Annotated in this window: 21 protein-coding genes and 1 pseudogene; 18 read left to right on the forward strand and 4 right to left on the reverse strand. The window is 69.6% G+C overall.

The annotated features are described in order from the left end of the window. Positions 1-194 precede the first annotated feature (194 nt). Complete coding sequence (gene rpsT, locus QE412_RS03320) at positions 195-455, reverse strand: 30S ribosomal protein S20 (protein WP_307480123.1); 261 nt, start codon at positions 453-455, stop codon at positions 195-197. Positions 456-573: 118 nt separating this feature from the next. Next, positions 574-1,296, reverse strand: coding sequence for an alpha/beta fold hydrolase (locus tag QE412_RS03325; protein WP_307480125.1), 723 nt, complete (start codon positions 1,294-1,296; stop codon positions 574-576). An 81-nt stretch (positions 1,297-1,377) separates the two neighbouring features. On the opposite strand from QE412_RS03325, the gene QE412_RS03330 reads away from it, so the two are divergent. The 14 genes and pseudogenes from QE412_RS03330 to leuA all read left to right on the forward strand — a co-directional run bounded on the left by QE412_RS03330 (position 1,378) and on the right by leuA (position 16,773). After that, positions 1,378-2,532 (forward strand): pyridoxal phosphate-dependent aminotransferase, encoded by a 1,155-nt coding sequence (locus tag QE412_RS03330; protein WP_307480128.1) that lies wholly within the window; start codon positions 1,378-1,380, stop codon positions 2,530-2,532. Positions 2,533-2,561: 29 nt separating this feature from the next. Further along, positions 2,562-4,407, forward strand: a pseudogene (lepA, locus tag QE412_RS03335) (translation elongation factor 4). Between the two features lie 121 nt (positions 4,408-4,528). Then, positions 4,529-5,077: a DUF1990 family protein gene (locus QE412_RS03340; RefSeq protein WP_307480130.1), complete on the forward strand. Its 549-nt coding sequence runs from the start codon at positions 4,529-4,531 to the stop codon at positions 5,075-5,077. After that, on the forward strand, positions 5,077-6,294 hold the full coding sequence (hemW, locus tag QE412_RS03345) for a radical SAM family heme chaperone HemW (RefSeq protein WP_307480133.1): 1,218 nt from the start codon (positions 5,077-5,079) through the stop codon (positions 6,292-6,294). Before QE412_RS03340 ends, hemW begins: the two co-directional genes overlap by 1 nt. Before the next feature lie 273 nt (positions 6,295-6,567). Further along, entirely contained in the window at positions 6,568-7,608 is a 1,041-nt protein-coding gene (hrcA, locus tag QE412_RS03350) for a heat-inducible transcriptional repressor HrcA (protein WP_307480135.1), read from the forward strand. Positions 7,609-7,662: 54 nt separating this feature from the next. Next, positions 7,663-8,784, forward strand: a complete 1,122-nt coding sequence (gene dnaJ / locus QE412_RS03355; protein WP_307480138.1) for a molecular chaperone DnaJ — start codon at positions 7,663-7,665, stop codon at positions 8,782-8,784. A 2-nt stretch (positions 8,785-8,786) separates the two neighbouring features. Further along, positions 8,787-9,521 (forward strand): 16S rRNA (uracil(1498)-N(3))-methyltransferase, encoded by a 735-nt coding sequence (locus tag QE412_RS03360; RefSeq protein ID WP_307480141.1) that lies wholly within the window; start codon positions 8,787-8,789, stop codon positions 9,519-9,521. A 193-nt stretch (positions 9,522-9,714) separates the two neighbouring features. Beyond that, on the forward strand, positions 9,715-10,062 hold the full coding sequence (locus QE412_RS03365; RefSeq protein WP_307480144.1) for an HIT domain-containing protein: 348 nt from the start codon (positions 9,715-9,717) through the stop codon (positions 10,060-10,062). Positions 10,063-10,111: 49 nt separating this feature from the next. Further along, on the forward strand, positions 10,112-11,137 hold the full coding sequence (locus QE412_RS03370; RefSeq protein WP_307487003.1) for a PhoH family protein: 1,026 nt from the start codon (positions 10,112-10,114) through the stop codon (positions 11,135-11,137). Continuing rightward, entirely contained in the window at positions 11,134-11,601 is a 468-nt protein-coding gene (gene ybeY / locus QE412_RS03375; protein WP_307480148.1) for an rRNA maturation RNase YbeY, read from the forward strand. Before QE412_RS03370 ends, ybeY begins: the two co-directional genes overlap by 4 nt. Beyond that, positions 11,598-12,908: a hemolysin family protein gene (locus QE412_RS03380; protein ID WP_307480151.1), complete on the forward strand. Its 1,311-nt coding sequence runs from the start codon at positions 11,598-11,600 to the stop codon at positions 12,906-12,908. The genes ybeY and QE412_RS03380 overlap by 4 nt, the downstream gene beginning before the upstream one ends. Continuing rightward, a complete protein-coding gene (gene era, locus QE412_RS03385) occupies positions 12,905-13,798 on the forward strand; it encodes a GTPase Era (protein ID WP_307480154.1) in 894 nt (297 codons plus the stop codon). Before QE412_RS03380 ends, era begins: the two co-directional genes overlap by 4 nt. Positions 13,799-13,852: 54 nt before the next feature. After that, positions 13,853-14,800, forward strand: a complete 948-nt coding sequence (locus tag QE412_RS03390) for a quinone oxidoreductase family protein (protein ID WP_307480156.1) — start codon at positions 13,853-13,855, stop codon at positions 14,798-14,800. A 212-nt stretch (positions 14,801-15,012) separates the two neighbouring features. Beyond that, positions 15,013-16,773 carry a 2-isopropylmalate synthase gene (gene leuA, locus QE412_RS03395; protein WP_307480158.1) on the forward strand — a complete coding sequence of 587 codons (1,761 nt, stop codon included), beginning with the start codon at positions 15,013-15,015 and terminating at the stop codon, positions 16,771-16,773. A 15-nt stretch (positions 16,774-16,788) separates the two neighbouring features. On the opposite strand, the gene QE412_RS03400 is transcribed toward leuA, so the two are convergent. Further along, positions 16,789-17,022: a hypothetical protein gene (locus QE412_RS03400; RefSeq protein WP_307480160.1), complete on the reverse strand. Its 234-nt coding sequence runs from the start codon at positions 17,020-17,022 to the stop codon at positions 16,789-16,791. Between the two features lie 95 nt (positions 17,023-17,117). Here QE412_RS03400 and QE412_RS03405 point away from each other — a divergent pair, with 95 nt between their 5' ends. Then, positions 17,118-17,324, forward strand: a complete 207-nt coding sequence (locus QE412_RS03405) for a hypothetical protein (RefSeq protein ID WP_307480162.1) — start codon at positions 17,118-17,120, stop codon at positions 17,322-17,324. A gap of 39 nt (positions 17,325-17,363) precedes the next feature. On the opposite strand, the gene QE412_RS03410 is transcribed toward QE412_RS03405, so the two are convergent. Further along, complete coding sequence (locus QE412_RS03410) at positions 17,364-18,062, reverse strand: trimeric intracellular cation channel family protein (RefSeq protein WP_307480164.1); 699 nt, start codon at positions 18,060-18,062, stop codon at positions 17,364-17,366. A 270-nt stretch (positions 18,063-18,332) separates the two neighbouring features. Here QE412_RS03410 and recO point away from each other — a divergent pair, with 270 nt between their 5' ends. Genes recO through QE412_RS03425 form a run of 3 tightly spaced genes read left to right on the forward strand, consistent with a single transcriptional unit; the run spans position 18,333 to position 20,594 of the window. Then, complete coding sequence (recO, locus tag QE412_RS03415; protein WP_307480166.1) at positions 18,333-19,061, forward strand: DNA repair protein RecO; 729 nt, start codon at positions 18,333-18,335, stop codon at positions 19,059-19,061. Further along, positions 19,058-19,864 (forward strand): isoprenyl transferase, encoded by an 807-nt coding sequence (locus QE412_RS03420; RefSeq protein WP_307480169.1) that lies wholly within the window; start codon positions 19,058-19,060, stop codon positions 19,862-19,864. The genes recO and QE412_RS03420 overlap by 4 nt, the downstream gene beginning before the upstream one ends. Before the next feature lie 46 nt (positions 19,865-19,910). Beyond that, positions 19,911-20,594: a DsbA family oxidoreductase gene (locus QE412_RS03425; RefSeq protein ID WP_307480171.1), complete on the forward strand. Its 684-nt coding sequence runs from the start codon at positions 19,911-19,913 to the stop codon at positions 20,592-20,594. The last annotated feature ends 41 nt before the right edge of the window (positions 20,595-20,635 follow it).

Here is a 20,635-nt window from a genome sequence, read left to right on the forward strand (position 1 = left end):
TGAGAACAGGTCGGATCCGCGCGACGTCGCCCTGTCCTCGCGTGATCCCCTGTTCTCGACGCGCAGAACACCCCACCCCGCACGCACCACAGCCAGTCCCACCCGCTGCGCCACGTCTCCCACAACCGACCGCAGCCCGGAAACCACGAAGGCCCGCCCCGTTCGACACGGGGCGGGCCTTCGACGATCGGGGCTCAGAGAGCGTTGACCTGCTTCGCGATGGCCGACTTGCGGTTCGCGGCCTGGTTCTGGTGGATGACACCCTTGCTCACGGCCTTGTCGAGCTTCTTGGTCGCGGCGGCGAGGGCCTTCTCTGCGGCCTCCTTGTCACCGGCCAGGATGGCCTCGCGGGTGCGACGCACGTGCGTCTTCAGCTCGCTCTTGACGGCCTTGTTGCGCTCGTGCGCCTTCTCGTTGGTCTTGTTGCGCTTGATCTGCGACTTGATGTTCGCCACGTCGACGGTCTTTCGTTTGAGTGAGTGTTGGAAGTGCCGGTCAAGCGGTAGAGGGACGCTGCACCAGCGGTCGTGGAGGTCGGGAAAAACCCCACACGCAAGCCAAGGACCGAGTCTATCAGGTCGAGGCCTCGATCGTGGTGAGGGCCACGTCCAGCAGCGCGTTGAACACGCGCGGTCGCATCGCCGTGACGAGGTGCGTCGTGCGCGGGACGACGATCAGCTCGGCATCCCTCGCCACCGACAGGAAGAGTCTTTCGTTCGCGCGCAACTGGTCCCACTGCCCGTTGATGAACCACAGCGGCACGCGGATCCTCCGCAGCGCCGCCAGCAGATCCAGCACCGACAGCGACGCGAGGGCCGTGTCCTGCGCGTCGAAGGCGTACCCACCGGCACCGAAGTCGGCGCGGGTCTCGGGCGGCAGGGTGCGATCGAGCACGCGGTTCGTCAGCCCGAGGCCCCGGTCGGGGAGGCTGTCGAACCGGCGAGCCAAGAACCGATACGCGGCGAGGCCCACGCCCCGCGGGATCGACGTGCACGACGCGGCGATGAAGGCGGCGACCGGCGGGGGCTCTTCACGACCCACGTACTCGATCGACAGCAGCCCGCCCATCGAATGCCCCACGAGCAGCACGGGGCCGCGGGTCGCGGCATCCCGGACCGCGCGGTCGATGGTGGCGAACGCCTCGTCCAGGGTGAAGACCTCACCGAGGCGCGAACCGTGACCGGGCAGATCGACGGCGGTGACGGAGTTTCCGCGCCGGGCGAGATGCTCGATCTGCGCCCGCCACATCGTCGCCGACGTGCGGATGCCGTGCACGAGCACGACCTGGACCGCCATGGCATCCATGCTACGAAACCGATGTGGCGCGCACCCCGGCGCGAGACCGAAGTCGAAACATGCCGTGCCTAGCATGAGCGCATGCCCCAGTTCTCGTCCCGCGCGTTCGCCATGCCCGCGTCGGGGATCCGTCGTATCTTCGAGCTCGCGCTACTGCGCCCTGACACCGTGATGCTCGCCGTGGGCGAGCCGGTCGCCGAGCCGCCCGCCCACACGCTCGCAGCCGCGGCCGACACCTGGTCGGTCGCCGATGTGCGCTACACGGCGAACGCCGGCATCGCGGGGCTCCGCGCCGCCATCGTCGACAAGCTCCGCCGCGAGAACGGCCTCGTGGTCGACGGCGCGCGTGTCCACGTCACCAACGGCGGCACGCAGGCCCTGTCGCACGCCATGCTGCTCACCCTCGGCGAGGGCGACGAGGTGCTCGTGCCCGATCCCGGCTACACGGTGTTCTCGATGGCTCCGCGCATGATCGGCGCCGTCCCCGTGCCGTATCGCCTGCGCGCCGAGCACGGTTTCGTGCCGCAGGCCGACGACCTCGCCGCACTCGTCACCCCGCGCACGCGTGCGATCGTCGTCAACTCCCCGTCGAACCCGCTCGGTGTGGCGTACTCGCGCGACACGCTGCAGGCGATCGTCGACCTCGCCGTGGCGCACGACCTCTGGATCATCTCCGACGAGGTGTACGAGCGGTTCGTGATGGATGCCGCACACGTCTCCGTCGCGGCGCTGCCCGGCGCCGCGGAGCGCACGCTCACCGTGCACTCGGTCTCGAAGACCTACGCGCTCACCGGCGCGCGTGTGGGCTGGCTCGTCACCCCGGCGGGCGCCGAGGTGACGCTGGCCAAGATCCAAGAAGCGACGACGAGCTGTGTCAACACGCCCGCGCAGCACGCGGCCCTCGCCGCGCTCACCGGAGCGCAGGATGCCGTGGATGCCGCCCGCGAGCTGTACCGCGAGCGCCTCCGCGCGAGCTGCGCGGTGCTGGATGAGCGCGCAGTGCCGTATCTGCCTCCCACCGGTGCGTTCTACCTGTGGATCGACGTGTCCCACGCCTCCGGGGGAGATGTGGCCGGCTGGGCGGAGCGCTTCCTCGTCGAAAAGGGCGTCGCCGTGGCCCCGGGCTCCGCCTTCGGTGCGGGCGGCGAGGGCTGGATCCGCATCTGCGCGGCGAGCCCGTGGGACGACCTCGCGCGCGGTCTCGCGGCCCTGCCGTCTCCACAGCGCCCGGCGTGAGGCACGCCCTCCCGTAGAATCGACGGAACATGTCACCGCGCGCACTGAAGCCCCTCGAGCCGTCTGCCACCCCGCCGGAGCAGATCCGCAACTTCTGCATCATCGCTCACATCGACCACGGCAAGTCGACGTTGGCCGACCGCATGCTGCAGATCACCGGTGTCGTCGCCGACCGCGACATGCGGGCGCAGTACCTCGACCGCATGGACATCGAGCGCGAGCGCGGCATCACGATCAAGTCGCAAGCGGTGCGGATGCCATGGGCCACCGCCGACGGCACGTTCGCGCTCAACATGATCGACACGCCCGGCCACGTCGACTTCACGTACGAGGTCAGCCGCTCGCTCGCCGCGTGCGAGGGCGCGATCCTCCTCGTCGACGCCGCACAGGGCATCGAGGCGCAGACCCTCGCCAACCTCTACCTCGCGCTCGAGAACGATCTGCAGATCATCCCGGTGCTGAACAAGATCGACCTGCCCGGCCGCCGACCCCGAGAAGTACGCGGCCGAGCTCGCCGGTCTCATCGGCGGCGACCCGGAAGACGTTCTGCGCGTCAGCGGCAAGACGGGTATGGGCGTCGAGGCGCTGCTCGACCGCATCGTCGAGCAGATCCCGGCTCCGGTCGGCAGGGCTGATGCTCCGGCGCGCGCGATGATCTTCGACTCGGTGTACGACGCCTATCGCGGCGTCGTCACGTACGTGCGCATGGTCGACGGGGCCCTTCAGCCGCGCGAGCGCATCCAGATGATGTCGACCGCCGCGACGCACGAGTTGCTCGAGATCGGCGTGTCCAGCCCCGAACCGGTGCCCACCAAGGGCCTCGGCGTCGGCGAGGTCGGCTACCTCATCACCGGTGTGAAAGACGTGCGCCAGTCGAAGGTCGGCGACACGATCACGAACCAGCGCAAGCCCGCCACCGAGGCCCTCGCCGGGTACACCGATCCGAAGCCCATGGTCTTCTCGGGCATCTACCCCATCGACGGCAGCGACTACGCGGAGCTGCGCGAGGCACTCGACAAGCTCAAGCTCTCCGACGCCTCGCTGCAGTACGAGCCCGAGACCTCGGTCGCCCTCGGCTTCGGTTTCCGCGCCGGGTTCCTGGGCCTGCTGCACCTCGAGATCATCACCGAGCGCCTCTCGCGCGAGTTCGGCCTCGACCTCATCACCACGGCGCCCTCGGTCACGTACGAGGTCACCACCGACACCGGCGACACCGTCTCGGTCACCAACCCCAGCGAATACCCCGACGGACGCGTCGCCGAGGTGTCGGAGCCGATCGTCAAGGTCGGCATCCTGCTGCCGAAGGACTACGTGGGCACCGTCATGGAGCTCTGCCAGTCCCGCCGCGGCACGCTGCTCGGCATGGACTACTTGAGCGAGGACCGCGTCGAGCTGCGGTACAACATGCCCCTCGGCGAGATCGTGTTCGACTTCTTCGACCACCTGAAGTCCCGCACGCAGGGCTACGCGAGCCTCGACTACGAACCCGCGGGCTCGCAGACGGCCGACCTCGTCAAGGTCGACATCCTCCTGCAGGGCGACAAGGTCGACGCGTTCAGCTCGATCGTCCATCGCGAGAAGGCGTACAGCTACGGCACCATGATGACCGAGCGCCTGCGCAAGCTCATCCCGCGTCAGCAGTTCGAGGTGCCCATCCAGGCCGCGATCGGCGCGCGCATCATCGCGCGCGAGAACATCCGCGCCATTCGAAAAGACGTGCTCGCCAAGTGCTACGGCGGTGACATCACCCGCAAGCGCAAGCTGCTCGAGAAGCAGAAAGAGGGCAAGAAGCGCATGAAGATGGTGGGCCGCGTCGAGGTGCCGCAGGAAGCGTTCATCGCCGCCCTGTCGGGCGACGTCGAGACCAAGAAGTAACGACCGAACCGAGAGGGGAGACCCATGCGCCGGCAGAACTTCACCGACGACACGGTCGACTACGCGGCGGTCGGCGCCACCCAGGCGCCCGATCTCATGCAGTACCCCGCCCGAGCATTCCGTGCCCGCCGAAGACGCGTGGCGTATCGGCAGCGGCGAGGAGCGCTTCATCGCTGCGAGCGAGCTGCTGCTGTCGTGGGCGCCCCTGCGGGTCGAAGAGCTCAGCATCAGCGACGTGCGCCCGGCATCCGGAGAGGGATACGCGGGCGTCGGCTTCGACGCCGAGGGCGCTCCCGTCGCCCCGAGCCGCCTCGAGGCCGAGCAGCGGTTCGCCGCCGACGGCACCCCGTTCGTAAGCCCCGGCACGGGTGTGAAGCTGCACGGCAAGGTCGACGGCCACCGCGCCGACGCCGAGCTGCGGGTCATCTCGGTGTTCGAAGAGCCGCGGCGCGTGGGGTTCATCCTCGGCACGGTCGGCCACTCGATCGTGAGCGGGGAAGAGCTGTTCGCGCTCGAGTGGCGTGACAACGACGAGGTGTGGTTCGTCGTGCGGGCGTTCGATCGCCCCACGGCCCCGTCGTACAAGCTGTTCACCAGTCTCGTGCGCCGCCGTCGCAAGGCGCTGTTCGCGCGCTACCTGCGTGCGATCTCGCCGCTGTTCACGTCCTGATGGGGGGACCTCTTCCGCTCGGAGATCCCGCCCCGGTCGACGGCCGGCTGCCCGCCGATCTGACGATCGACACCGCCGTCGACTTCGGCGTGTACCTGCACGTGCCGTTCTGCCGTGTGCGGTGCGGCTACTGCGACTTCAACACCTACACCGCGAGCGAGCTGCGCGGTGCCCGTCAAGACGACTTCGCCGACACCCTCACGGCTGAGGTGCGCCTGGCGGGCGGAGTGATGGATGCCGTGGGCGGCCGCCGCGCGGCATCCACCGTGTTCTTCGGCGGCGGAACGCCCACCCTGCTGCCACCCGGCGATCTGGCGCGCATGCTCGACGCCGTGCGGACGGAGTTCGGCATCGAGGACGACGCCGAGGTGACGGTCGAGGCCAATCCCGACACCGTCGACGACACCGTGATGCGGACCCTCGCCGCCGCGGGCGTCACCCGCGTGTCGATCGGCATGCAGTCTTCGCGCCCGCACGTGTTGGCGATCCTCGACCGCACCCACGACCCCGCCAATGTCGCGACGGCCGTCGCCGCCGCGCGTCGTGCCGGACTCGACGTGTCGGTCGACCTGATCTACGGTGCGCCGGGGGAATCGCTCGACGACTGGCGGTCCTCGCTCGAGACGGCGATCGCTCTGGACCCCGATCACGTGTCGGCGTACGCCCTGATCGTGGAGGATGGCACGAAGCTCGCCCGGCAGATCCGCTCGGGTGTCGTGGCCGAGCCGTCCGACGACCTCCAGGCAGACATGTACGAGTTGGCCGACGACCTGCTCGCCGCCGCGGGGTACGACTGGTACGAGGTGTCGAACTTCTCGCGCGGTGTCGCCCACCGATCGCGGCACAACCTCGCGTACTGGCGCGGGACGGACTGGTGGGGCTTCGGGCCCGGTGCGCACAGCCACGTCGCAGGGCTGCGGTGGTGGAACGTCAAGCATCCCGCGGCGTACGCGCAGCGTCTGGCCGCGGGGGAGTCACCGGCCGCCGCGCGCGAGCGCCCCGACGAGACCGCGCGGCGTCTGGAGTCGGTGCTGCTGCGCAGCCGCATCCGCGAGGGCCTCGCGGTGTCGGAGTTGCACGTGGAGGGGCGCAAGGCGGTGGCCTCGCTCATCGCCGACGGGCTCGTCGAGGGCGGGGATGCCGTGCGCGGGCGCATCGTGCTGACGCGCCGGGGCCGGCTGCTGGCGGACGCCGTCGTGCGGGCACTGACGGCCTGAGCGCGGCGCGACCGTCTCGCGCGGCGGGTCCGGGGGTGCGGGCGCGAGGTGCGGCGCGGGCGTCAAGGGCGGGGGTGCCGCCCAACGCACACGCATAAACGCGATTCGCGCGCATAAACGCGCTGTCCCCGCGTTTATGCGCGCGAATCGCGTTTATGGGGGTACGTCGACGGAGCCGTGCTCGCCACCGCGCGAGCCGCCCGGCGTGCTGCCGCGACGATCCCGTAGAATTGGCACTCAGGTATTCGGAGTGCCAGCCGAGAGGAGCAGCGCATGGTGTCGGAACGCGGCCTTCAGGTGCTCCGCGCGATCGTGCAGGACTACGTCGACACGCGTGAGCCTGTCGGGAGCAAAGCCATCGTCGAACGCCACGCCTTCGGGGTGTCGGCGGCCACCATCCGCAACGACATGGCTCTTCTCGAAGACGAAGAGCTCATCGTCGCCCCGCACACGTCGTCTGGGCGCGTTCCCACCGACAAGGGCTACCGGGTCTTCGTCGACCACCTCGCCGAGCTGCGCCCGCTCTCCGGAGCCCAGCGCAGCGCCATCACGTCGTTCCTCGACGAGGCCGGCGACCTCGACGACCTGCTCGCCCGAACGGTTCGCGCACTGACCCAGCTGACCGGCCAGGTCGCCATCGTGCAGTACCCCTCGTTCGCGCGCGCCAACCTGTCGCACGTCGAGCTGGTCGCCCTCGGCGGACCTCGGGTGCTCGTCATCCTGGTCACCGACACCGGCCGTGTCTCGCAGCGCATCGCGCTCGTGCCGATCGAGCCCACCGAGGCCGACATCGTCCAGTTGCGAGCCCGCGTGGGTGCCGTGCTCGTCGGGCGCAGCGTCGCGGACTGCGTGCAGCGCGTCGCCGCCACCGTGGCCGAGGGCCCGCGTGCGGGCGTCTCCCTCGATGTCGTCGCCGACGCCGTTCTGCGCGTCGTGGGTGAGGAACTCGAGGAGTTCCGTCAGGACCGCCTCGTGATGGCGGGGACCGCGACGCTCGCCAAGCGCGAATCCGATTTCCGCGGCAGCATCTACCCGCTGCTCGAGGCCATCGAAGAGCAGGTGACGTTGCTGCGGCTCATGAGCGAGATGGTCGCCGACGAGCAGGGCCTGTCGGCGAGTATCGGCCGCGAGAACGAGCCGTTCGGTCTCGTCGAGGCCTCGGTGCTCGCCAGCCGGTACGACGGCTCCGCGGGCGGTGCGCGAGTCGGCCTGCTGGGCCCCACCCGCATGGACTACTCCTCGAACCTCGCGGCGGTGCGTGCCGTCGCTCACTATCTGACCCGGGTGCTCGAAGACGACGACAGCGCCCGCTGACGACGAGCATCCCATCCGTGAACAATCCCGCGAGAGCGGGCAGGAAGGCGATTTGTGGCTGACCACTACGAGGTCCTGGGCGTCGAACGCGACGCCAGCCCGGAGGACATCAAGAAGGCGTATCGACGTCTCGCGCGCCAACTGCACCCCGATGTGAACCCCGGTGAAGACGCCTCCGAGCGTTTCAAGCTCGTCACGCACGCGTACGACGTGCTGAGCGACCCCGAGCAGCGCCGCCGCTACGACATGGGCGGCGACCAGAACCCCTTCGGCGGCGGGGGAGCGGCCGGGTTCGGCGGCTTCAGTGACATCTTCGAGACGTTCTTCGGCGGTGCGCAGGGCGGCGGCGGCCGCGGGCCGCGACCCCGCTCGCGCCGTGAGCGCGGACAGGACGCCCTCGTGCGTGTGACCCTCCAGCTCGGCGACGTCGTCTTCGGCACCCACCGTGACATCGACGTCGACACCGCCGTACTCTGCGAAACCTGCCAGGGCGCGTGCACGCAGCCGGGCACGAGCGAGGTCACGTGCGACATCTGCCACGGCTCGGGCCATGTGCAGCGCACGGTGCGGAGCCTGCTCGGCAACGTCGTCACCAGTCAGCCCTGCACCGTCTGTCACGGTCACGGCACCACCATCCCCTACCCGTGCGGCACCTGTCAGGGACAGGGGCGCGTGCGTGCCCGTCGCACGGTGTCGGTCGACATCCCCGCCGGCGTCGAGTCCGGTCTGCGCCTGCAGCTGCCGGGCTCGGGCGAGGTCGGCCCCGCGGGCGGCCCGAACGGCGACCTGTACCTCGAGATCACGGTCGAGGCGCACGACGCCTTCAGCCGCGAGGGCGACGACCTTCTCGCCACCCTCGAGGTCTCGATGCCGGACGCCATCCTCGGCACCACCACCACGATCGACGCGCTCGACGGCTCCGTCGACCTCGAGGTGCGCCCGGGCGTGCAGTCGGGCGACGTGCTCACGATCAAGGGCCGCGGCATCACGCCGCTGCGGGGCAGTCAACGCGGTGACCTGAAGGTCGGCGTGCACGTGGTGACCCCCACGCGTCTCGACCACAAGGAACGCGCCCTCATCGAGGAGTTCGCGAAGCGGACGAAGGCCCCCAAGCCCCGTCTCGCCGAGTATCAGCAGGGCATGTTCTCGAAGTTCCGCGACCGCTTCCGGCACTGATCGTGGTGCTGCACTTCGTCACCGCCGACGCGGCATCCGCGCGCCCCGGCGACATCGTCGAGCTCACCGGTACCGAGGCGCATCACGCGGCCGTGGTGCGGCGCGTGCGTCTCGACGAGCCGGTGACGCTCGGTGACGGGCGCGGGGCGTGGCTGGTGGGGGTCGTCTCGGCCGTCGCTGCGAAGCAGGTCGACGTGACCGTGACCGCGCGCGAGGACGTGCCGGCCCCGAGCCCGCGCTTCGTGCTCGTCCAGGCCCTGGCGAAGGGCGACCGCGACGAGCTCGCCGTGCAGGCCGCGACCGAGCTCGGCGTCGACGCGATCGTGCCCTGGCAGGCGGCGCGCAGCGTCTCGCGATGGGATTCCAAGGCCGAGAAGGGGCTGACTCGCTGGCGCACGATCGTGCGCGAGGCGGCGAAGCAGGCGCACCGGGCATGGATCCCGCAGGTCGAGGGGGTCGTGCGTACGGCCGACCTCGTGCGCCTCGCCGGCAGCGCCCGGGTGCTGGTGCTCGAGCCCTCGGCATCCGCTCGTCTGACAGCGGTCGCGACCGAGGCGTCGGACGTACGTGACGTCGTGCTCGTGGTGGGACCGGAGGGTGGGATCGCCCCCGAAGAGCTCGCGGCTTTGACCGAGGCGGGGGCTCTACCCGTTCGCCTCGGGAACACGGTGCTGCGCACCTCCACCGCCGGCGCCGCCGCGATCGCGGTGCTGTCGGCCTCGCACGGCCGGTGGTGACGCTCCCGTCGCACGGGTTCGGTTCGGTGCGCGCTTCTGTTTGGGGCGCGTTCTTCCCATTGGGGCGCGCAATCCCGCGCCCCGAACGGAAGAAGGCGCCCCAAAGCATTCTCGGCGGCGCCGCGGCGCGGCGGCCGGGCCGCGGCGCGGCGGCCCGAACTGCGTGTCGGAGGCCGTCACTAGACTGGATGACATGACCGAACCGTCGATCTTCACGCGCATCCTGCAGGGCGAGATCCCCGCCGAGATCGTGGCCGAGACCGAGAACGCTTTCGCGATCCGCGACATCGCGCCGCAGGCGCCGGTGCATCTGCTCGTCATTCCGAAGACGCAGAAGTACCGCAATGTGGTCGAGCTGGCCGCCGGCGACCCCGATCTCCTCACCGAGGTCATCGGCCTCGCCAATTCCGTCGCCGCGGAGCACGCCGACGGCGATTTCCGTCTCGTCTTCAACACCGGCGAGGGCGCCGGACAGACCGTCTTCCACGTGCACGCCCACGTTCTCGCGGGTGGCCTGAACGAAAAGAGCCTGGGTGGCTGATTCCCCCGAAGAAAACGTCGTCGAGCGCATCGAGGTCGACGGTGTGGCCATGGTGCAGCTGCTCGGTCCCCAGGACCGCCTCCTGCGCGTCGTCGAGAAGGAGCACCCCGACGTCGACGTACACGTGCGCGGCAACGAGATCACCCTGTCGGGAACGGCGTCGGCCGTCCGCGCTGCACGCGGCCTCGTCGACGAGCTGCTGTCCATGACCCGCTCGGGTCAGGGTCTCGACCCGTCCGACGTGTCGAGCTCGAACCGGATGCTGCGTACCGACGGCGGGCCGCGGCCCTCCGAGGTGATGGGCGAGGCGATCCTGTCGTCGCGCGGCAAGGTCATCCGGCCCAAGACCGCGGGGCAGAAAGAGTACGTCGACGCGATCGACGAGAACACGATCGTGTTCGGTATCGGTCCGGCCGGTACCGGAAAGACCTACCTCGCCATGGCGAAGGCCGTGCAGGCGCTGCAGCGCAAAGAGGTCAACCGCATCATCCTCACGCGTCCCGCCGTCGAGGCGGGGGAACGACTGGGCTTCCTCCCGGGCACCCTCACCGACAAGATCGACCCCTACCTGCGCCCGCTCTACGACGCGCTCAACGAGATGATGGATCCCGACATCGTCCCCAAGCTCATGGCGACGGGAACCATCGAGGTCGCGCCTCTGGCGTACATGCGCGGGCGCACGTTGAACGACTCGTTCGTCGTGCTCGACGAGGCGCAGAACACCACGCCCGAGCAGATGAAGATGTTCCTCACACGCCTCGGCTTCGGCACCCGCATGGTCGTCACCGGCGACATCACGCAGGTCGATCTGCCGCAGGGGGCATCCGGCCTGCGGCTGGTCACGCGGGTGCTGAACGAGATCGACGACATCCACTTCTCCCGCCTCACCAGCGACGACGTCGTGCGTCACTCGCTGGTCGGCCGCATCGTCGACGCGTACAGCGAGTACGACGAGAAACGGTTGGCCGCGCGCCGTGAGCGCGACGAGGCCTCCGAGTTCGCCGCCCGTGCGGAGCGACGCGGCTCGAGCGCCGCCGGTCCCCGCGATCACCTCCCGAGACGAAACCGCTCATGACGATCGAGATCAACAACGAATCCGGCTACGAGATCGACGAGCAGGTCCTGCTGCGTCTGATGGAGTACAACCTCGCGGAGCTGCACGTCAGCGCCGACGCCGACGTGGCGATCGTGCTCGTCGACGAGGGCGCGATGGAATCGCTGCATGTGCAGTGGATGGACGAGCCTGGCCCCACCGACGTGCTGAGCTTTCCGATGGACGAACTGCGGCCCGGCTCCGAAGACGCCCCCACGCCGGCGGGGCTCCTCGGCGATATCGTGCTGTGCCCGGCCGTCGCCGAGACGCAGGCGGTGACCGCGAAACATTCCACGCAAGACGAGTTGATCCTGCTCACCACGCACGGTCTGCTGCATCTGCTCGGTTTCGATCACGCTGAGCCCGACGAGGAGCGCGAGATGTTCGGCCTGCAGCGCGAGCTCATCACCGGCTTCCAGGCCGTCGAGCGCCAGCGCCGCGCATGACAGAGGCGCTCCTCCTCGTCGCCGCCTTCCTGCTCGTCGCGTTCGGCGGACTGATGGCGGCGTCGGAGGCAGCCCTCGGCGTCACCTCCCGCGCCGATCTGCTCGAGCTCGGCGCCGGCGGCCGAAACGCTCGTGCGCTGCGGCGCATCGCCGATGACACGAGCGCGCACGTCACCGCCGTCGTCTTCATCCGTGTTCTGGCCGAGACCACCGCCGCTGTCCTGGTGGCCGCGGCGTTCATGCTCATCTTCGACAACATCTGGCTCGCGGTGATCGCGGCGGCCGTGCTCATGACCGGCATCTCCTTCGTTGCCGTCGGCGCCAGTCCTCGCTCCGTCGGCCGCCAGCACGCGCGGGGACTTCTGCGCGGCGGGGCACCGATCATCCGCGGCATGCGCATCCTGCTCGGCCCCCTCGCGTACGGGCTGGTGGCGGTCGGCAACCGCGTGACACCCGGTGTGCCGCACTCGACGTCGTTCGCGTCGGAGGAGCAGCTGCTGAGCATCATCGACGAGGCCGCCGAGAACGAACTCATCGAAGAAGACGACCGCGAGCTCATCCATTCGGTGTTCGACTTCACCGATCGCTACGTCCGCGAGGTCATGGTGCCGCGCACCGACATGGTGACGGTGGATGCCGCGGCCACCTCCCGCGAGGCCCTGGCCCTGTTCCTCGAGAAGGGCGTCTCCCGCGTCCCGCTCGCCGACGACGACGCCGACGATGTCGTGGGCGTGCTGTACCTGAAAGACCTCGTGCAGTTCGGCTTCCGCGACGAAGAGGGGTGGCGCGACGCGCCGATCCGCCGCATCGCGCGTCCTGCGGTCTTCGTGCCCGAGTCGATGAAGGCCGAGACGCTGCTGCAGCAGATGAAGAAAGACGCCGTGCACGTGTGCCTCGTCGTCGACGAGTACGGAGGCGTCGCGGGCCTGGTCACGCTGGAAGATCTCATTGAGGAGCTCGTGGGCGAGATCTCCGACGAGTACGACGCCCCCACCAGCGAGGTCGTCCCGCTCGACGAGGGCCGGTATCGCGTGAATGCGCGCCTCGGCCTCGACGAGGTCGGCGACCTGTTCGGCATCGAGCTCGACGACGACGACGTCGATTCGATCGGCGGCCTGCTGGGCAAGGCCCTCGGGCGCATTCCGCAGCCCGGCGCCACCGCCGAGCACTCCGGTCTCGTGATGACCGGCGGAGCCTCGCGGGGTCGCAACCGCGGCATCGCCACGGTGATCGTGGAGCGTGCCGAGACTCCCATCGACGACGGCGCCGAGGCAGAGACCTCCGCGCGTGAGAGGAACGACAGATGACCGACACCCGATCCGGTTTCGTGACCTTCGTGGGCCGGCCCAACGTCGGCAAGTCCACGCTGACCAATGCCCTGGTGGGCGAGAAGGTCGCGATCACGAGTGAGAAGCCTCAGACCACGCGACGCGCGATCCGGGGCATCGTCAACCGCCCGGGCGGCCAGCTCGTCGTCGTCGACACCCCCGGCATCCACCGCCCTCGTACCCTGCTCGGTCAGCGGCTCAACGATCTCGTCGAGCAGGTGCTGGGCGACGTCGACGTGATCGCCTTCTGCGCGCCGGCGACCGAGAAGGTCGGCCCCGGCGACCGCCGCATCGCGGAGTCGCTGTCGGGTTACCCGCGTGCGAAGAAGGTCGCGCTCGTGACCAAGACCGACGCCGCGACCCGCGAGCAGATCACCGAGCGCCTGATCGAGGTCGACGCCCTGCGTGAGGACTGGGCCGCCGTCATCCCGCTGTCGGCCGTCACCAACGACCAACTCGACGTGCTGAGCGACGAACTCCTCGCCCTCATGCCCGAGGGGCCGGCACTGTACGACGACGACGTCGTGACCGACGAGACGCTCGAGGACCGCATCGCCGAGATCATCCGCGAGGCGGCGCTGCACGGTGTGCGCGACGAGCTGCCGCACTCGATCGCGGTCACGGTCGACGATGTTGCGAAGCGCCAAGACAGTGATCTCACCGACGTATACGCGAACATCGTGGTCGAGCGCGACAGTCAGAAGGCCATCATCATCGGGCGCAAGGGCTCCCGCCTCGCCGACGTGGGCGCGCGAGCTCGGCAGGGCATCGAGCCCCTGGTGGGCGGACGCGTGTACCTGTCGCTGCACGTGCGCGTGGCCAAGGAATGGCAGCGCGACCCCAAGCAGCTCGGCCGACTCGGTTTCTGACTCGCGCCCGCCGGGGACGGCGGGTGCGACCGCACGACGATGAAAGGCGCAGGCATGGACAAGAGGTGGACGACTCCGGCCCCCGGTCCCATCGACACGTGGAGCTTCGACGACGTCGAGGTCGCACGGCCCGGTGCGGGTGAGGTGACCGTACGCGTGCACGCCGCCGGGGTGAATCCCGCCGATGCCAAGCACGTCGCACACGCGCGTCCCGGGGTGATTTTTCCCGCACCGATCGGCTACGAGCTGTCCGGCGAGGTGACCGCCGTCGGCCCCGGTGCCGTCGGCGGCTCCGGTCCGCTCGCCGTCGGCGACGAGATCGTGGCGTTCCGCGTGCAGGGCGCCTACGCCACCGCGCTCAACGTTCCCGCGCGCGACGTCTTCGCCAAGCCCGCGAACCTCTCCCACGCCGAGGCGGCGAACCTGCTGCTGGCCGGAACGACGGCTGCCGAGATGATCCAGGTCACGCGCGTCACCGCGGGCGACACCGTGGTGCTGCACGCCGCGTCCGGCGCGGTGGGTGTCAGCCTGCTGCAGCAGGCGCGCACGCTCGGCGTGCGGGTGATCGGCACGGTGGGCCCGGATGCCGAGGACTCGGCCGCGCGCGTGCGTCGCTACGGCGGCATTCCGGTGGCCTACGGGAACGGCCTGCGTGAGCGGATCGAGGCTGCCGCGCACGGCGCCGAGATCGTCGCGGCGTGGGACGCTGCGGGCACCGACGAGGCGATCGACGCCTCCCTCGCCCTCGTCGCCGCGCGCGATCGCATCGTGACGATCGTGAATCCCGACCGGGCGCGAGAAGACGGCTTCCTCTGGATCGCCGGATCTCGTGCCGAGAGCGCACGCTTCCGCGACATCGCCCGCGCCCGCGTGCTCGAGCTCGCGGCATCCGGTGCGCTCGAGGTGCCGCTTGCGCGCACCTCGGCACTCGCTGATGCGGTCGAGGCTCTGCGATTCGTCATGACCGGCCACCCCGGCGGCAAGGTCGCGTTGCTGCCGTGAGACGGATCGGATGAGCACCGCGCGCGTGCCCGGCGGGACCGGATGCATCGCGAAGGTTTGCTACGATCGCAGAATGCGCTTCGGTGGTCTGCTTCTTCTTAGCTGCCGCGACGAGTCCTCGATCTAGGGCCATCCTCGTCGCGGAGCTCGTCGTCGGCCCCTCCTGATGCCCCTTCCCGGGCGGGAACCACGAACAAGAGAAGCGACACATCATGAAGAACACCCAGAAGCCCACGTCCGCTCCGGTGCACAAGTACCGTCCGTTCCACGAGCAGATCCGGGTCGACCTGCCCGATCGCACGTGGCCCTCGAAGCGCATCGAGGTGGCGCCGCGCTGGTGCGCCGTCGACCTGCGCGACGGAAACCAGGCCCTCATCGACCCGATGAGCCCCGAGCGCAAGCGGGTCATGTTCGACCTGCTGGTGAAGATGGGCTACAAGGAGATCGAGGTCGGCTTCCCGAGCGCGAGCCAGACCGACTTCGACTTCGTGCGTCAGCTGATCGAAGAAGACCTGATCCCCGCCGACGTCACCATCCAGGTGCTGACGCAGGCCCGTGAGCACCTCATCGCCCGCACGTACGAGGCCATCGCCGGCGCGAAGCAGGCCATCGTGCACCTGTACAACTCGACGAGCGTGCTGCAGCGCGAGGTCGTGTTCCGCACCGACCAGCAGGGCGTCGTCGACATCGCCCTCGAGGGCGCGCGCCTGTGCAAGAAGTACGAGGCGACGATCCCCGAGACCGAGGTCTACTACGAGTACTCGCCCGAGAGCTACACCGGCACCGAGCTGGAGTTCGCGCTGCGCATCTGCAACGAGGTGCTCGAGGTCTTCCAGTCGACGCCCGAGCGCAAGGTCATCCTGAACCTGCCCGCGACCGTCGAGATGGCGACCCCCAACGTCTACGCCGATTCGATCGAGTGGATGTCGCGCAACCTGAACCACCGCGAGAACGTCATCCTGTCGCTGCACCCGCACAACGACCGCGGTACCGCCGTCGCGGCCGCGGAGCTGGGCTACCTGGCCGGCGCCGACCGCATCGAGGGATGCCTGTTCGGCAACGGTGAGCGCACCGGCAATGTCGACCTGGTCGCCCTGGGCGTCAACCTGCTGACGCAGGGCATCGACCCGCAGATCGACTTCAGCGACATCGACCAGGTCAAGCGCACGGTCGAGTACTGCAACCAGCTGCCCGTCCCCGAGCGCAGCCCCTGGGCCGGCGACCTGGTCTTCACCGCCTTCAGCGGTTCGCATCAGGATGCCATCAAGAAGGGCTTCGAGGCGATGGAGGCCCGTGCTGCCGCCGAGGGCAAGGGCATCGACGACATCGAGTGGGCCGTGCCGTACCTGCCCATCGACCCGAAGGACCTGGGGCGCTCGTACGAGGCCGTCATCCGGGTGAACTCGCAGTCGGGCAAGGGCGGTGTGGCCTACCTGCTGAAGGCGGATCACGCGATCGACCTGCCCCGCAAGCTCCAGATCGAGTTCTCGGGCGTCGTGCAGGCGCGCACCGACGCCGAGGGCGGCGAAGTCTCGAGCGACCAGATCTGGGACATCTTCACCGACGAGTACCTGCCGTCGAAGGACGACGACCAGCGCTGGGGACGCTTCGAGCTGCTGTCGACCCGTTCGTCGAGCGACATGTCGGGTGACGTGCACCTCGATGTCTCGCTGCGCGACGGCGACGAGACGCGCCCCGCTTCCGCCGTGGGCAACGGCCCCGTCGCCGCGTTCCTCGAGATCGTGCGCGCGCAAGGCTTCGACGTCACCCTGTACGACTATGTCGAGCACGCCCTCAGCTCGGGCGGCGACGCTCAGGCCGCGGCCTATATCGAACTGCAGGTCGACGACCAGCGCCTGTGGGGCGTCGGCATCGACGGCGACATCTCGACCGCGTCGCTCAAGGCGATCGTCTCGGGCGTGAACCGCGCCATCCGCACGCGCCAGACCACCGGGGCCCTCGCCGGCGTCTGAGAACGTCGCCGTGGCCTACGCCGCGGACACCACGAGGGCGTGCTGCGTTCCCACGCCGCGCGCACCGTCGCAGACTCGGCGGCGTACCTGGTGTCGTCGCTGTACCCCGGCGCCCGCATCCTCGATGTGGGCGCCGGGTCCGGCCCTGACGGGCTCGGCGCGACGCGCGACGTCGATGACGGCGGGGTGATCTGGCATCCACGGATCCCGGCCCTCGACGAGTGGCTCCTTCTCTGCGACGCGGTGCATCGCGGGCTCTCCGGCGAATCGAACGCGGGCCGCCGACGGAAGTCCTGGGCTCGGGAGGCGAGCTTCACCCGTGTGAGGCCAGCGCGAGCGTCCGGTTGTTCGACACCGACGAGAAACGCGCGTGGTGGGGCGGGATGTGGGCCGACCGCGCACTCGCCTCGGCGTTCGCGGGCCACGCGCGGGCGCTCGGGCTCGCCGACGACGCGCTGCTCCAGCGCAGCTCCGTCGCGTGGCGCGAGTGGGCGGAGCACCCCGACGGCCGGATCCTGTTACCGCACGGCGAGATCCTCGACCGCTGCTGACATCGTGCGATCGTCCCGCGTCACCGGGCGCGGTCGCCGTTACTCCGCGTCGTCGGTGCGGATGATCGGGATGCCGGTGGTCTCGACCGCGACCTTCCGGCGGTAGAGCTTGCGCTGCTCGGGCAGCGACAGGTCGAACAGCACCGCGAGCACGCGGATCACGGTCGTGACCACGAGCCCCACGACCGCGGCGATGGGGAGGGGCACGCCGAAGGCGGCCACGGTCGCGAGCACCGCGCACCCGCCTCCCGCGGCGACGGCGTAGAGCGACCCGACGTGCATGATCGACACGGGAAGTCCCATCAGCACGTCGCGCAGCACGCTGCCGCCCACCGCGGCGAGCACGCCGACGAAGATCGCGGGCACGGCCGGAAGACCGAGAGCGAGCGCCTTGGACGTGCCGAACGCTCCGAAGAGGCCGATCACGACGGCATCCAGCATGACGATCGCGCGGTTCAGACGTTGGAAGAGTCCCGACATCAGCATGCCGACGATCGCGGCGCCCGTCGCCGTGAGCAGATACCAGTTGTTCTGCAGCGTCGCCGGGGTCTGACCCAGCAGGAGGTCGCGGATGAGTCCACCGCCCATCCCGAGCAGGATGCCGATGATCGCCACACCCAGGAGGTCGAGCCGGCGCTGGCCCTGGAAGCCCGACGCGAAGAGCGCGCCCTGGATGCCGCCCAGCGCGACGGCGACGAGGTCCGCCCACAGGGGGATGATGAAGGTGGGCGCGTTCACGGCATCCATTCTCCTGCGTCGCGCCTCGCGCGCGGCCCGAGAAGACGCCGTCACGGGGTGAGCATCGGCGGCGTCCTCGAAGGCTCGCATTACCCAGCGCACGACCACTCGTCCTCGAGCACGGGGACGAGCCCCACGACGGGGCCCCGACGCGGGCCACCGGCTGAGGCGACGTCATCTCGATCGTCACGCGCCGCACCCCGGCGCCGATCCCCGCGCCCCGAGCGCGCCGCGTAGGCCTCTCACGGCAACGGCGGACGATAATGGACTGTGCCCACCTACCGCGACGAAGTCGTGGTCCTGCGTACCCACAAGCTCGGGGAGGCGGACCGCATCCTCACCCTCCTCAGCCGCCGCAACGGCAAGATCCGCGCGGTCGCGAAGGGCGTGCGGCGCACGTCGTCGAAGTTCGGCTCGCGGCTCGAGCCGTTCATGGTCGCCGATGTCCAACTGTTCAAGGGGCGCAACCTCGACATCGTGCAGCAGGCCGAGTCGCTCGGCTCGTACGGCGCCGACATCGTCGTCAACTACGACCGGTACACCACCGCCAGCGCGATGGTCGAGACCGCCGACCGGCTCAACGAGGCCGAGGCGACCCCGCAGCAGTACCTCTTGCTCGTCGGGGGGCTGCGCTCGCTCGCGCGCGGAGATCATTCCGAACGCAGCGTGCTGGATTCTTACCTGCTGCGCGCCATGGCACTGTCGGGCTGGGCTCCCGGGTTGACCGAGTGCGCGCGGTGCGGCACGGTCGGCGACCACGCGTTCTTCCTTCCGCAGCTCGGCGGCATGGTCTGCTCCACGTGCGCGCCGGCCGGTTCACCCCGGGTCGCCCACGACACCGTCGCGATGCTGCGCGCCCTCATGGCGGGCGAGTGGGACACCATCGACACCGCCCCCGGCCGCACGGTCGCCGCGGCCTCGGGCCTCGTCGCCGCGTACGCGCAGTTCCATCTGGAGCGCGGCATCCGTTCCCTCTCGCACCTGGAGTCGCATCGATGACACCGAAGCCGTTCACGCACCGCGACGCCGTGCCGTACCGCCCGCTCGACTGGACGGGGGAGTACCCGCCCGTCTACCCCAAGGGGTCGGTGCCCGAGCACGTCGCGATCGTGATGGACGGCAACGGCCGCTGGGCCAACCGCCAGGGCCTCACGCGCGTCGAGGGTCACCGCGCGGGCGAGGCGGCGCTGCTCGACGTCGTCGCCGGAGCGATCCAGGCGGGCGTCAAGCACCTGTCGGTGTACGCGTTCTCGACCGAGAACTGGTCGCGCTCACCCGACGAGGTGCGCTTCCTCATGGGCTTCAACCGCGAGGTGCTGCACCGCCGCCGCGACCAGCTGAACGAGTGGGGCGTGCGCATCCGCTGGTCGGGACGCAAGCCGCGCCTGTGGGGCTCGGTCATCAAAGAGCTGCAGCACGCCGAGCGCCTCACCGAGGGCAACTCCACCCTGACCCTGACGATGTGCGTCAACTACGGCGGACGTGTGGAGATCGTGGATGCCATGCGCCGGATCGGCGACGACATCGCGGCCGGGAAGCTCAAGCCGTCCGCCGTGACAGAGAAGCTGATCCGCAAGCACCTTTACCAGCCCGACATGCCCGACGTCGACCTGTTCGTGCGCTCGAGCGGCGAGCAGCGCACCTCGAACTTCCTGCTGTGGGAGTCGGCATACGCCGAGATGGTCTTCCTCGACACGCTGTGGCCGGACTTCCGCCGCACGCACCTCTGGGACGCGATCGGGCTCTACCTCTCCCGCGACCGCCGCTTCGGCGGTGCGATCGACACCCCCACCGGGAAATGAATGCCGCGATCGGAATAGATCGCTCGCCTGAAGGGTTCTACGCGATATGACGGATGCCATCAAGATCGACGTGTGGAGCGACATCGCCTGCCCATGGTGCTACATCGGCAAGCGAAACCTCGAGAACGGCCTCGCCGCGACGGCCGATGACGACGACGCTCCGGTCGTCGAGATCGAGTACCACTCGTTCGAGCTCTCGCCCGACACCCCCGAGGACTTCGACGGGGGAGAGGTCGATTACCTCTCGCAGCACAAGGGCATCTCGCCCGCCCAGGCGCGCGAGATGCTCGACCGGGTGACCGGTGTCGCCGCCGACGCTGGTCTCGCGTACCGCTTCGACATCCTCAAGCACACCAACACCGTGAAGGCGCACGAACTCTTGCACTTCGCGAAAGAGAACGGCAAGCAGCTCGAGCTGGCCGAGGTGCTCATGTCGGCGTACTTCCTCGAGGGCAAGCACGTGGGTCGCGACGACGACCTCGTCGCCCTGGCCGCCGAGGTGGGTCTCGACGAGGATGCCGCCCGCGAGGCGCTCGCGTCGCAGCGCTACCGGGCCGCTGTCCGTGCCGACCAGGAGCAGGCGCAGCAGTTCGGGATCACCGGCGTGCCGTTCTTCGTGATCGACGGCAAGTACGGCGTGAGCGGGGCGCAGCCGGTCGAGGCGTTCTCGCAGATCGCCCGCCAGGTGTGGGGCGAGCGACGCGAGGCATCCGCGACCGCCGACGCCTGACTTCCCCTCCACAGCGGTGTCCGCTCCCGGCTCACGCCGGC

This window comes from Microbacterium trichothecenolyticum (assembly GCF_030818955.1).
Classification (GTDB): domain Bacteria; phylum Actinomycetota; class Actinomycetes; order Actinomycetales; family Microbacteriaceae; genus Microbacterium; species Microbacterium trichothecenolyticum_B.

What these genes read in the sequence shown, in the direction of transcription:
- QE412_RS03325 (WP_307480125.1), bottom strand. Translation starts at nt 1,296, where the DNA reads ATGGCGGTCCAGGTCGTGCTCGTGCACGGCATCCGCACGTCGGCGACG.
- QE412_RS03330 (WP_307480128.1), top strand. Translation starts at nt 1,378, where the DNA reads ATGCCCCAGTTCTCGTCCCGCGCGTTCGCCATGCCCGCGTCGGGGATC.
- hemW (WP_307480133.1), top strand. Translation starts at nt 5,077, where the DNA reads ATGGGGGGACCTCTTCCGCTCGGAGATCCCGCCCCGGTCGACGGCCGG.
- hrcA (WP_307480135.1), top strand. Translation starts at nt 6,568, where the DNA reads ATGGTGTCGGAACGCGGCCTTCAGGTGCTCCGCGCGATCGTGCAGGAC.
- QE412_RS03365 (WP_307480144.1), top strand. Translation starts at nt 9,715, where the DNA reads ATGACCGAACCGTCGATCTTCACGCGCATCCTGCAGGGCGAGATCCCC.
- QE412_RS03370 (WP_307487003.1), top strand. Translation starts at nt 10,112, where the DNA reads ATGGTGCAGCTGCTCGGTCCCCAGGACCGCCTCCTGCGCGTCGTCGAG.
- ybeY (WP_307480148.1), top strand. Translation starts at nt 11,134, where the DNA reads ATGACGATCGAGATCAACAACGAATCCGGCTACGAGATCGACGAGCAG.
- QE412_RS03380 (WP_307480151.1), top strand. Translation starts at nt 11,598, where the DNA reads ATGACAGAGGCGCTCCTCCTCGTCGCCGCCTTCCTGCTCGTCGCGTTC.
- era (WP_307480154.1), top strand. Translation starts at nt 12,905, where the DNA reads ATGACCGACACCCGATCCGGTTTCGTGACCTTCGTGGGCCGGCCCAAC.
- QE412_RS03390 (WP_307480156.1), top strand. Translation starts at nt 13,853, where the DNA reads ATGGACAAGAGGTGGACGACTCCGGCCCCCGGTCCCATCGACACGTGG.
- leuA (WP_307480158.1), top strand. Translation starts at nt 15,013, where the DNA reads ATGAAGAACACCCAGAAGCCCACGTCCGCTCCGGTGCACAAGTACCGT.
- QE412_RS03400 (WP_307480160.1), bottom strand. Translation starts at nt 17,022, where the DNA reads ATGCACCGCGTCGCAGAGAAGGAGCCACTCGTCGAGGGCCGGGATCCG.
- QE412_RS03420 (WP_307480169.1), top strand. Translation starts at nt 19,058, where the DNA reads ATGACACCGAAGCCGTTCACGCACCGCGACGCCGTGCCGTACCGCCCG.
- QE412_RS03425 (WP_307480171.1), top strand. Translation starts at nt 19,911, where the DNA reads ATGACGGATGCCATCAAGATCGACGTGTGGAGCGACATCGCCTGCCCA.